10 protein-coding genes are annotated in these 12,472 nt (G+C 52.1%); 3 read left to right on the plus strand and 7 right to left on the minus strand.

All coding sequences use genetic code 11. The annotated features are described in order from the left end of the window. Positions 1 to 112 precede the first annotated feature (112 nt). A complete protein-coding gene (locus tag WKR14_RS12955; RefSeq protein ID WP_286996621.1) occupies positions 113 to 2,566 on the minus strand; it encodes an ABC transporter permease in 2,454 nt (817 codons plus the stop codon). Beyond that, positions 2,566 to 3,378, minus strand: a complete 813-nt coding sequence (locus WKR14_RS12960; RefSeq protein WP_224866400.1) for an ABC transporter ATP-binding protein — start codon at positions 3,376 to 3,378, stop codon at positions 2,566 to 2,568. Before WKR14_RS12960 ends, WKR14_RS12955 begins: the two co-directional genes overlap by 1 nt. On the opposite strand from WKR14_RS12960, the gene WKR14_RS12965 reads away from it, so the two are divergent. Continuing rightward, positions 3,317 to 3,991 carry an arylesterase gene (locus WKR14_RS12965; protein ID WP_101053466.1) on the plus strand — a complete coding sequence of 225 codons (675 nt, stop codon included), beginning with the start codon at positions 3,317 to 3,319 and terminating at the stop codon, positions 3,989 to 3,991. The genes WKR14_RS12960 and WKR14_RS12965 overlap by 62 nt on opposite strands. A 63-nt stretch (positions 3,992 to 4,054) precedes the next feature. Here the strand turns inward: WKR14_RS12965 and WKR14_RS12970 are convergent, their stop codons facing one another. Continuing rightward, on the minus strand, positions 4,055 to 4,555 hold the full coding sequence (locus WKR14_RS12970; RefSeq protein WP_286996622.1) for a GNAT family N-acetyltransferase: 501 nt from the start codon (positions 4,553 to 4,555) through the stop codon (positions 4,055 to 4,057). A 207-nt stretch (positions 4,556 to 4,762) separates the two neighbouring features. Here WKR14_RS12970 and WKR14_RS12975 point away from each other — a divergent pair, with 207 nt between their 5' ends. Then, positions 4,763 to 5,824 carry a DUF3083 family protein gene (locus tag WKR14_RS12975; RefSeq protein ID WP_159353249.1) on the plus strand — a complete coding sequence of 354 codons (1,062 nt, stop codon included), beginning with the start codon at positions 4,763 to 4,765 and terminating at the stop codon, positions 5,822 to 5,824. 95 nt (positions 5,825 to 5,919) lie between these two features. Here WKR14_RS12975 and WKR14_RS12980 read toward each other — a convergent pair whose 3' ends face one another. Next, positions 5,920 to 6,639 (minus strand): suppressor of fused domain protein, encoded by a 720-nt coding sequence (locus tag WKR14_RS12980; RefSeq protein ID WP_286996623.1) that lies wholly within the window; start codon positions 6,637 to 6,639, stop codon positions 5,920 to 5,922. 238 nt (positions 6,640 to 6,877) lie between these two features. Here WKR14_RS12980 and WKR14_RS12985 point away from each other — a divergent pair, with 238 nt between their 5' ends. Next, on the plus strand, positions 6,878 to 9,520 hold the full coding sequence (locus tag WKR14_RS12985) for an SO2930 family diheme c-type cytochrome (protein ID WP_339086417.1): 2,643 nt from the start codon (positions 6,878 to 6,880) through the stop codon (positions 9,518 to 9,520). 666 nt (positions 9,521 to 10,186) lie between these two features. On the opposite strand, the gene WKR14_RS12990 is transcribed toward WKR14_RS12985, so the two are convergent. The 3 genes from WKR14_RS12990 to WKR14_RS13000 are packed head-to-tail and all read right to left on the minus strand — an operon-like array spanning position 10,187 to position 12,465. Next, positions 10,187 to 11,437, minus strand: a complete 1,251-nt coding sequence (locus WKR14_RS12990; RefSeq protein ID WP_101053416.1) for a tetratricopeptide repeat protein — start codon at positions 11,435 to 11,437, stop codon at positions 10,187 to 10,189. Between the two features lies 1 nt (position 11,438). Continuing rightward, the gene (locus WKR14_RS12995; RefSeq protein ID WP_039035600.1) at positions 11,439 to 12,059 is read right to left on the minus strand and encodes an energy transducer TonB; all 621 of its coding nucleotides are present in this window, start codon (positions 12,057 to 12,059) and stop codon (positions 11,439 to 11,441) included. 1 nt (position 12,060) lies between these two features. Further along, positions 12,061 to 12,465, minus strand: coding sequence for an ExbD/TolR family protein (locus WKR14_RS13000; RefSeq protein WP_025011238.1), 405 nt, complete (start codon positions 12,463 to 12,465; stop codon positions 12,061 to 12,063). Positions 12,466 to 12,472: the final 7 nt, after the last annotated feature.

Below are 12,472 nucleotides of genomic sequence, written 5' to 3' on the forward strand. Positions count from 1 at the left end.
GAATACTACCCCAGAAGCGCTCAAAATAACAGCAAAAGGTCAGTAGTTCGCCACCCGAGTCTGGCAAAAAAATGGTTCGACAAAAAATAGCCTGACAACCAATCTCCTGACGCTACTCCAGCCTTAACAGCTCACCACAGGACTTTTGCAGCAGACTGCGACAACGCCACAGGCCAAGCAGTGCCACCAACAAGGCGCCACAGAGGGGAGCCAACAGCCACCATTGCCAATGAGGGCTGACTCTGAGTTCAAACACCTGAGTTTTCAAAAGCCAAAGCGCAAACTCCGCCACTGTGACCGCCAGAATGCCCGCCACGGCACCTAGCAGTGCAAACTCCAACGCCGTGGCAAGCTTAAGCAAGCTTCCCGGCGCACCAAAGGTGCGTAAAACCGCCAGCTCTCGTTGGCGACTGGCCATGCCGGCTTCGGTCTGCGCTATCATCACCAGAGCACTGGCCAATACCACCAGCACCAATACCAGCGTCAGCGCCAAAGATACCTGGGCGACTATCTCTTTGAGCTGAGCCACCATAGCCCCCACATCTATGATGGAGACAGTGGGGAAGTTGCGGATAATTTCAAGCACAACGGCCTTTTGGCCATCATCCAGATGAAAACTGGCCATGGAGGTATAAGCAAAGGGGGCCAAGGCTTCCTGACTGAAAATCATAAAGAAGTTGGGTTGCAGAGTTTCCCACTGCACAGAACGGATACTGGCCACTTTGACAGTCAGCGTTTGGTTATCGATAACAAAACTCAGGCTATCTCCGACAGTAATTCCCAAACGCTCGGCCACCCCGGACTCCACCGACACGTCATCGGTTTGCCGATTAAAATGCCCCTCAAGGATCTCATTGTTGGGCGGCAAGGTGTTTCGCCAGGTGAGATTCAGTTCCCTTGAAATCCCAAGGCGCCCTCTCTGCCCCTGTTCCTGCTCTTCGGCAGTAATCACCTCCTCACCATTGATAGCGCTAAGTCGGCCACGGATAACAGGGTAGATATCTGTGGCAGCAATCTGGCGCTGAGCCATAAAGTCCGCCAGCGGCTCTACTTCATCCGGGGCTATGTTAACCAGGAAATAGTTCGGCGCATCCTCAGGCAACTGCTTCTGCCATTCGCTGAGCAAGTCCTGACGCAACGCCATTATAGTCAGCAATAACACCAAGGCGCTGGAAAAGCCCACCAGTTGTACAGCGTTTTGTCTGGCGCGGCGCCGAAGGCCCGCCAGTGCGAGCGACAAGGGGTTGGTCGTGCGCATGCCAACACTCTGCCCCAGGCGGATTAACAAAAAACCCATCAGGCTGAGCAGCACCCCGAGCAACACCACGCTGGCCACCACTGTCAGGGTCAAAGGCAAAGAGCGCGAGTAGAGCCAGCCGAGTAATCCCATGGCCGCCAAACTCAGCAGCAGATGCAACCACATGCCCAGACGTATTCCTTCGAGCTGGCGTTGCAACACCCTGAGCGGCGGAATAGCCAGCAGCCGCATCAGCGGATAGGCACTGAACATAAAGGCGCTGATAAACCCTGTAGCCAGCCCCAAGAGAAGCGGTCTGAGCATAGGCGGAGAATAGGCGGCAATTTCCGCGGGTAAGGCTCGGCTGATGAGATAATCCAGCACCAGGCCACCGAAGATCCCCAAGATCACTCCAAGAAAAGTCACCAGCAGCAGATGCAGACCGAACAATAAACGGATTTGTCTTGCACTGGCGCCAAAGGTTTTCAGCATGGCAACCACATCATAGTGACGCTGGCAATAACGCTGGGCGGCAATGCCGATGGCGGCACAGGCAAGGGCTATCCCCAGCAAGCTTGCCAGCAGCAAGAATCGCTCCGCCCGCTGCACCGCCCCGGCAATCGGCGAATCGCCGGATTGTACATCAACCCAACGTTGGCTACTGGTCAGCAGTGGCTTGGCGTATTCTTCAAAACGGCTCAGCGCCTGGTTGTTCCCGACAAACTGATAAAGATATGTCACCCGGCTGCCGGGTTGAATGACCCCGGTTGCCGCCACATCATCAAGGCGCATCAACACCAATGGGGAAGAAGCAAATGGATTGAAACCGGCATCGGGCAGCCTGTCTATCTCCTTGGCCAATGCCATCTGGGCGTTACCCAGCTCAACACTCTTGGGATACCCCAGCAGGCTCCCAAGACGCATTTCAAACCACAGTTCACCTGGCTGCGGCAAGGTACTGGTTTCCCCTTGACGCAAGACAATTTTGCCCTTGAGCGGATAGGCATTATCAACCGCCCTGACAGTGACCAATTGAAAGGCATCACCGCTGTAAACCATAGAGTTGAACTGCAAACTATGCGATTGCTTCAGCCCTAACGCGTTGGCCTGCTGCAGTATGCCTGCATCTATGGGGACGGGTGAATTAATGATTCGGTCGGCGGCAATAAACTTGGCCGCCTGGCCATTGATGGCGAGCTGCAATCTGTCACTGACCCGGGCCAGACCGGTGACAGACAACACCGCCAGAGTCAAGGCCAGCACAATCAATACCAACTGCCCTTGCTTGAGTTCGCGGCGAAACAGGCGCCATGCCAGCGTCCATTCCATCAGCGCCCCTCCTCTGCCGTTACCGATGCCGCCGACACCTGGCTCTCTGTCTTGGCCTCATGCAAACCGGCCTCTTCCGGCGGGGTTTGCTGCCCCTGTTCATACAATCGCCCTTCGTGCATCTCTAACTGGCGCTCACAGCGACTGGCCAATTGCATATCGTGGGTCACCAGAATCAAGGTGGTCGAACTCTCGCGATTGAGCTCAAACAACATGTCGGCAACCTTGTCGGCGTTGTGTTTATCCAGGTTGCCCGTGGGTTCATCGGCAAACAGCACCTTGGGTTCGCTGATAAAGGCTCTGGCGATAGCAACCCGCTGCTGCTCACCGCCGGAAAGCTGTTTCGGGTAATGATTGAGCCTGTGCCCGAGGCCAACTCGCTCCAGCATGGCTTTGGCCCGCTCTCTGGCATCCTTGATACCCGCAAGTTCAGCCGGCAGCATGACATTTTCCAGAGCGTTGAGGGTATCAACCAACATAAAAGACTGAAAAATAAAGCTGACTTTCTGCTTACGCAGCGCAGCCTTCTGCTCTTCATTCAGCCCGGCCAGGGCACTGCCATCGAGCCAAATCTCACCGGACGAGGGGGTATCCAATGCCGCCAGCAGGCCCAGCAGGGTTGATTTGCCTGAACCTGATGGCCCAAGAATGGCCACACTCTGGCCCGGCTTGACATCCAAATTGATGCCACTCAGGATAGTCAGGTCACCTTCCTGGGTAGTGACAGTTTTTACGAGATGGGAAACCTTAATGGCACTGTTATTCAAAATTGCTTCCTTATGCTTGCGTCCGCTGGCATTGATACCAGTCATATTCTTGTTCTCTGCGCTGCCCGTCAAGGCCGCTGATATACTGATCCTGGGGGATAGCCTGGGAGCCAGTTACGGCATGGCCGAGAAACAGGGTTGGGTCGAAGGGCTGAGACAAGCCTTACCCGAGCATAACATTGTTAATGCCTCTGTCAGCGGCGAAACCACGGCCGGTGGCCTTAGAAGATTGCCTCAATTACTGGAGTCGGTAAAACCCTCGCTGCTATTAGTGGAGCTTGGCGGCAATGATGGTCTGAGAGGCTTTTTGCCAACGGAGCTGAAAAAAAATCTTACAAAAATCATTGCACTGGCCCGTCAATCCGGCGCCAAGGTGCTGCTTTCCGAAGTCATGGTGCCACCAAACTACGGCCCCAGATATGCCAACGCCTTCAGCGCCGTTTATAGTGACCTGGCCAAGCAGCCCAACGTCACCCTAATGCCCTTCTTTATGACAGAGATAGCCCCCTTCCCCGAGTTGATGCAGGCCGATGGGCTGCACCCGAACGAAAAGGCCCAGCCCAAGATCACCGCCTTTGTGCTGCCCTGGGTTGAATCGGCAATCGAAGCCATCAAAGCCCCAGCCACAGATGCATCTGCGCCGGCAACAGGCGGATAAGACTATCGCCGGACATAATAGCAGCCGGACATAATAGCCGCAGGACGACATAGCTAAAAACGACTAAAGGCTGCACCTGAATACCCTCACCTTGTGCCCCATCAGTTCACTTTCTTCCAGCGGCAGCATTCCCAACTTGAGGGCTATCGCTTCCGAGCCCAGGTTGCCATCCATGATCAGGGCTATCAACTCATCCACGGCGCAAATCGCTTTTATTTCTGGCAATGCATGGCTGGCGGCTTCATAACCCAGTCCCTGGCCCCAGTATTCAGGCAGATACCTGTATCCCAACTCAACCTTACCTAACTCCGGCAGGAACTTGGGGCCGCAAAAACCTATCACCTTGCCATCGGCCTTATGCTCAACTGCCCAGCGACCATAGCCATACTTGCGGTAGTCGGCAAAAATGACCTTTTCAAGCACCTGACCGGCCTCTTCAACATCCTTCAATGGCTCACCAGGGATATACCTCAGCACTTCGGGAATACTGTTCATGGCAAACAAGGCCTGCTGATCACCATCTCGGAACTGTCTCAAAATTAATCTGGGGCTTTCGGTAATCAAGATTAATGACTCCTTTAATTCAGCTTGTTGCCTTAAGGTTGGCTAAAGTTTATTAATGTTTAATAAATCATAACCATAGATTACACTAGGGCGGGCGCGATAAGTCTATAGCCGATCGGATTGAAAGTTGTTTTGTCGCAATGAGAGTGCAGTGCAACCCGGCTAGTATGCCCATACCAGCGTGATAACATGAAACAAGGAAAGCATATGTCCCTGCAAAAAGTCTATATTCCCCTGGCCACCCGTACCAGCCAGTACATCATGGCTGAAATACTGATGACAGATGCGCTGCTCAGTCACTATGCCAGTTACGAAAACTGCTACCGCGAGATCAGCAAGTTGGTATTCCAGTTGGCAGAAAAGGAAGATCTGCACAACATTCATGTGATCGCCAATGACAAACTGCCTGTGGTGCGTTTTCACACCGAGGCCTACTGCTTCCAAACTGCCGAACAGATCCTGTTCTTTTACAACCCAGCCTACCATGAAGCCCAGAATCTTTTCTTCCAGCCGGACTACAAGGCCCGCAAGTTAAGACTGCTGTTTTTGGCTACAGGTAAGGATATTCGCGCTAACGCCGCCAACTTCCACAACCGGGTCAACGCCGTATTGAATGGGGTATTGGACAACCTACCGGAGCAGGAGTTAAAGGTCAAAGTCCGCGATCACCAGCACATGGCCTACGATCTCTTCGCCCGTGCCAAGGGTGAGAAAAAAACCTATGGCTACAAACTAAGAGATATCTATCAGCGCTACAAGTCACGCAGGTGCAAACTGCCGGAAGATCACAGCTCATTGGCCTATGTCACCGTCAGTCTGCCGTTGAGCCGCCGCCTGAAGCAGAGCGTACTGGAAGAGGAGCATACCGAGGACTTCAGCCCTCTGTACCAGTTCCTTGAGGACAAGTTCCGCAGCGCGGCGGCCGGCAAGCAATTGCACCGCACCGCCATGGTAGCTAATGGCTTGATGCCTTTGGTTCGCAACAGTAAGTTCGAGAAGGTGGAAAGCACTGCCGAAGCCCAGATGATAGGCTTTGATCCTGCGGCAACCGACACTCAGTTTGTCAGCCATTGGGATGGAGGTAACTTGGTGGAATCGGTGCACTTTTTGCTGGTCGCCGGTAAAGAGGATTATACAGAGCCTGGTTATGGCCGCTATATGAACCAGGTGGAAGCGGCTTTGAAAGACTTTGCCGAAGCCATAGGTTTGGATCCGGAGCGCCATGAACTGGTGTTAAGATTCCATCAGCACATCAGTTACAAGCGTTAAGACTCAAAAAAGCCGGGCTAGTTTTGACAATGCAGCTCAGCCCGGCTTTTACCTTGTTATTATAGGTGTGCTATGAATGAGTCCCCTGGGCTCGGCTATTTCCGCCCCGTGACCACATTGATTCTGGCCACATCCACCAGATCGCTCACCTGATACTTGTCGAACAGCTCCAACAAGGCATCGCTGCCCTGCTCCAGTTTCAACATCATCTCTTCTTCATAAAGCGGCACCAGGCTATAAAAATTGATGCACTTGTCCCGGTCAATCTCCAAGGTGTGGAAAGCGTCATCAAGTAGCAGCGACGGCAGAACTATCATGCCATTTTGACGGGTATTTTCGGCAAAGGGTTCGGCAGGATCACCATTGGGTATTGTGTGTCCCCAGCCCAGCCAGCTGTCGTATTTATGCGGAAAGCGCGCCAAAAACTTAAGCTGTCTTACAGGCCAGTACCACTTTTCATCGCTGAAGGCTTCCTGACTTATCTGCCAGTACGCCGGCAAGGTGATCATCAGCTCCATAAACCTGGGAATATCCGCCTCTTCGGGGGTACTCATAGGCAAGTCACTCATGCCGGAAGTCACCAGAGTATGGAAAGGTCGCTCGTCTGTCGGTGCCACATAATGCACATCAATATGCACAGTATCCGAGATAACTTCATGAAAGACCCAGGTGACTTCACCAATATGGCGCTCAATATGTTCGCTTATCTGGACGATACACTCTTCCCCCATAGGCGATTGCCACTCCTTTTCACCATCCGTGTATCTGAAAATGGGATCACCGGAAAGGCTGTATTCTTGTTCATCCTTACTCATGCCAACTCCTTTTGATTCTGACGCATGAGGTTTTATCACTGCCGGCGAACTAAATCCAGAATAAATGATGAAAAACAAATGGTTGTTAAAATAGTGTTTATATATGGCGATAACATCTCAATCTGTTATCTGTCGCTACTTGCATTATTTGACGCTAATTTGGCCGGATTTCACATTGTCAGTCGGGAAATGAACCGGGATCTTGTTAACGGAATAATAACAATAATCAGGAGAGATTATGTTCAACAAGAAAAACCCCCTGACTTTGGCGTTGCTGGCAGCCGGGTTAACCCTGGGACTCATTGCCTGCTCGGATGACGACAATACGTCTCAAACCACTGAACCGCCGGTCGTGACGCCACCGCCGCTAACCAGCCCCTTCCCCGAAGGCGCCATCATGGTTGAAGCCGGAGACAATTTGACAACCCGAATTCAGGAAGCTCTGATCAACGCCCAGAGTGGCGCTGTAATCGTGTTGCCAAAGGGCCGATTTGAGATAGATGCCACCTTGTTGTTTGACGGCGATGTCGACGGTGACGGCAGCTATGCCAGCAATGTCACTGTCATGGGCTATGGCCGCGATGAAACCATTCTCGACTTTGCCAATGCCAACGCCGGTGACGGTATCTTTGTACAAAATGCCCTCAATATCACCATCAAGGATCTGTCGGTCTATGAAGCCAAAAACAACGGCATCAAGCTGAAAAATACCAATGGCATCATACTGCGCAATGTCTCCGCCGTGTGGGAAGGTGAGCTGGATCAAGGCAATGGCGCCTACGGCCTTTACCCGGTGGAATGCGAGAATATTTTGATTGAAGACAGCTATGTCCGCGGCAGCGCCGATGCCGGTATCTATGTGGGCCAGTCTGAGTACATAGTCGTCAGGCGCAATATCGCCAAGGAAAACGTCGCCGGTATCGAAGTGGAAAACTCGCGCTTTGCCGATGTCTATGACAATGAGGCCATGGGCAATACCGGTGGTATTCTGGTGTTCGACCTTCCCATTGGCAACCACAAGTACGGCTCCAGCGTACGGGTATTCAACAACAAGGTTTATGACAACAATACCCACAACTTCGCCAACGCCTCTGCCAACCCGGCCGGAGTGCATATTGTTCCTCCCGGCACCGGGGTGATCATACTCTCCACCAACGATGTGGAAGTGTTCAACAACCAGATCAGCAACCACGATACCCTGGCGGTCACAGTCTCCAGCTTCTTTATCGCCGAGCCGGATGTCTCCGCCTTTGCCGCCAGCTATGCCCAGCCGGGTCAGGCCATTGAAGATGGCTGGCGCGCCACACCACGCAACATCTATATCCATGACAACCAGATAAGCGGTTTTGCCACCAAGCCCAACGGTTATCTTATCGAGGATATCATCAAGGCCTACATCTACAGCCATGGCCGCTTCCCGGGGATCCTCTACGATGGCCTGGGTGAACTGCTCGCCAACAATGGTACCGGCGCCTATCTCGGCTTTGGTGAACTCCCCTTCAACCCTGACGGCAGTGAAAATGTCTGTGCCAGCAACAATGGAGATGTCAGTATTGGCCAGCTCTACGGCAACAGCAATACCGATGTCAGCATTCCCGATGTCATGTATGAAGCCAAGCAGCAGCAACTGTTGCAATGCTCTTTGGTCAGCCTACCTGCGCATACCGTCACTTTCGGCGAACAGATCTTCGGCTGCGGCGTGGATGATGATACCGAAGGTTGTGACGGTGGCGTGCTGGTCGGCGGTGGCGGTACTATAGGAGAAGGTGAAGGCGGCCTTGAAGGCGATGGCGACCTGTCGCTGTGCAGCGCTCAAGGCTCTGGTGTGAACTGGGATGCTCTGACGGGTGCCAATTGCAGCAGCCTGGCACAGTACCGCCTGTTTGCCGACGCCTCTATGCCGGTGGCCATGCCAAACAGTGGCGGGATCCCTTACAAACTCAACACGCCGCTGTTTACCGACTATGCCAGTAAGTATCGCTATGTGTTTGTGCCGGAGGGGAAACAAGCCAACTACAGCAGCAATGAGGCCTTTGACTTCCCGGTAGGCACAGTACTGGTGAAAACATTTGCCCTGCCCACCGATACTGCAACCAGAGGCGTGGACAATGAAACTATGATTGAAACCCGGTTGTTGATCCACAGAGAGTCGGGCTGGACCGCCCTGCCCTATGTCTGGAATGCCGAGCAAACAGATGCCACTTTGGCCAAGGCCGGTGCCATTCAAGGCAAGAGCGTGGTGCACAAGGGGCAAACCCTGAACTTTGACTATGTTGTCCCGTCAATGAATCAGTGCAAGCAGTGTCATCAGTTCAAGGCCGACAGCGCCAGTCAGGCGGTGTTTATGCCGATTGGTCCCAAGGCCCGCCATCTGAACCGTGACTACCCCTACCAGGATGGCAGCGCCAACCAACTGCTTCATTGGCAAAGTGCGGGTATTCTCAGCGGCCTGCCAACCCTTACCAGCGTCGACAAGGTACCAGCCTATGTGGATGGTGATGAAGCCACTTTGACTCAACTCAGTGACAGCGAGCTGATGCAAACTGCCAAGGGCTACCTGGATATCAACTGCGCCCACTGCCACAGACCCGAAGGTAATGCCTCCAATACCGGGCTGAAACTGGAATACCAGCGCAGCTATGATGAAGACAACGGCTTCAGCCACGGCACCTGTAAATCGCCTGTAGCCTATGGCGGCGGCACTCTGGGCTATGATGTGGTACCGGGTAATCCGGCCGAGTCCATCATGCATTTCCGGATGCAGAGCAATGAGCCGGGCGACAGAATGCCCGAAATTGGCCGTAGCCTCAGCCACGAGGAAGGAGTCGCGCTGATAAGCGAATGGATTAAACGTTTACCAGCGGCCAACTGCTCCAACTGAAGCTGAAGTCAAGCTTGCGTATAAAAAGTAAATCATAGATCCGTACGCACCTGGAAATGCAAACGGCTGTTAAGTCATTGATTCGTTACCAAGTAACAAATACTAACGACTCCAGCCGTTTTTCTGTCGAACCTTTGTCAAAGCTTTGAAGTCGCAATCATAAATATGAGCGCTGCCTTCCAGCTAGCGCACCTGATGCCTTATCTCAAAAGAGCTATGCTCGGCTTGATATTATTGCCAAGTATGACAGGGCTCATTGGCAATGCCGGTCTCAAGCAAACTTGTCGATCAAAGTATGGCTAACCTGACCTCTTGAGCCTACTCAAAACAACCGCAAGCTGACTGATAAACAGACGGGTTATGAGCCAGCAAGCTCTCAAAAAACAACTTAAGCACTATGGTTTTAGGTTAACCAAACAGAAACCTTGACCCAATGCTGACAGCCAATTACTCATCCCCTTGTTTGAGCTGTACCAGGTATCAATTGGAAGGTTTGAATAACAAAAACAAGCTGCTGAAGCGAATAGACTATGGCTAGCGGGATACCGCATACCTCTTTTGGGAAAGTCAGAGTGGCGTTTGAAAGTCAGAGTGGCGTTCGCAGGAGATCAGTGATGAACCAAAAAAATAAAGCCCCATACGGGGCTTTATTTAGCTGGCATAGCATTAGAGTGAAACGTTATGGATCCGCGCTTTCTCTTTTATGTATGACAGATAGCTGGTGGCGCTACGTGCTGTCTTGGAGTCTTTTGAGGCCAATTCAGCACGGCGGTATGCCGACTTATAGTCTTTCAGGTTCAGGTAGGCCAGAGCCAGCTCAAACTGAGCTTCGCCAGGATTTTCCAATCCGGCATCCAGCGCTTGCTTGAGTACTGGAATCGCTTCCTTGAACTGCTGATCCAAAGCCAGCAAACGACCTTGTTTCAGGTACAGCTTGCCATCGTTACCGGCAGCTGCTGCTTGACCATAATAAGCCGCGGCCTTCTTCAACTCCTTGGCGTTGTGGAAGAAACCGGCCAACATAGACAGGTTTTTCTCACTTTTTTCGATAAGCCCTTGCTTCATGTGCTTCTCGAAAATCACTGCGCCGCGATAAGCCGAACCTTTGGACGCCAACAGTTGCGACAAACGAGTGATGTTATCAGCAGTTTCCAGGAAACCGTTCTGATAGGCCAAATCGTATGTCACTGTAGCCTTGTCGAAGTCCTCAGTCAGCAGATAGAGCTGAGCCAACTGAACCCAAAGACGCTTATCGTCCTGAAACAGGGGCACCATAGTTTCCAGAACACCAACCGCTTTCTTGTACTGCTTGAGGTTGAAGTAAGCCTGGAACTTAAGCTGGTAAAGGTTCTTATCAGGCTTTTCCGCCAGTGACAAACCTTTATCCGCTGTTTTCAGCACATTTGGATAGTCTTTCAGTTCAGTATAGGCAATACCGATACGACGGTAGACCACAGGATCTTGCTTACAGGAGAAATCCATCCACTTGTTATAGTAGGTGATAGCTTCTTTAAACTTCTTCTCCTGCAGCAGTAGATCCGCATACAACTTCAGAGTTGCACTGTGGTCGGTTCCACCGAGGATATCTGCCTCTACTGCCTGCTTCAGGTACTTGATGGAAGTGCCCATCTGACCTTTTTCAGCGTAGAAGTTACCCAGCATACGGGCGATATAAGCCTTGTCGAAGTCATTACGGGCGTTGGCTTCAAGCAATACGGCGATTGCTTCGTCCAGATTACCGTCCTGATAGGCTTCAAAGGATCTCTGCACCTTTTTGGCAGCAGTTTGACCCACAGCCTTGGCCTGACGTTGGTCAATAGGACATTTCTCAGCGGCCTGGGCGATTGGCGCCATAAGCACTGCACTGCCTGACAAAGTCAACAGCATGGCTGCAGCAAGCTTATTCACTTTTTGCATCTTATCTGTCTCCTTGATTCAGGGTGAAGTCCAGCTGAACTGTCATACCGGGTTGCTTCATCGGCTTACCGTCAACAATCTTCGGCTTGTACTTCCACTTCTTCAGTGCGCGAACCGCTTCACGATCAAAGATCCTTCTTGGTTCCGCCTGGATAACTTCAACATCATCAACACCACCGAGTTCGTTGATGGTAAAGCGCAGTTGTACCCAACCTTCTTTACCGTCACGCGCCGCAGCAATGGGATACTGAGGTTCAATCCGCACGATAGGTGTTGCATCACCGTCGCGGGTCATCATGTTGCCCAGCTTAAAGCCTGTGCTTGGACCGCCTGCTTCTACTCCACCCATATTGAATGCCATATTGGTATCAATATCAGAAGAGCTATCCGGTGGCGTTTCCGCTGGCTTCGGTGGCTGCTCTGGTGGTGGGGGTGGCTTAGGTGTCACCCTTGGTTTCTTCTGTGCCTTCGAATCCTGCTTGTCCATTGTGATCTCGATAACTGGCGTTTCGGTTGAGGTGTCGCCACGTTGCGCGCCACCTCCGACCAGGAATGCCATAAACCAGAACAGACCAAAAGTCACAGCAGCACCAATAATGATAGATACTAGTGCTCTTAACATATCAGTCGTTCCCCGCAGATACCGAGACCTTATCAATACCAGCAGCCTTCACCTGATCCAGTACTTTAACAACCAAGCCGTGTTGGGCTTCTTTGTCTGCCTGGATCAGAACGGCGGCTTCTGGCGCCTCTGCCAACATACGTTCTACGTTAGCAGTTACTCGTTCAATATCAACCTGACGGTTTTCCATCATAATCACGCCTGTTTTACTGACGCCGATAAAGATGTTCGCCGAAGGTTTTGAAGTCGCTGTGGACGCCTTGGGTTTGTTGTAGTCCAAACCGGATGGCTTCACAAACGAGGTGGTCACAATGAAGAAGATCAGCATGATGAACACGATGTCGAGCATCGGGGTCATATCGATCTGTGCTTCCTCTTCTACACTGGAATGCTTCTTACGTGCCATGTTCAAT

This window comes from Shewanella chilikensis (assembly GCF_037953065.1).
GTDB lineage: Bacteria > Pseudomonadota > Gammaproteobacteria > Enterobacterales > Shewanellaceae > Shewanella > Shewanella chilikensis.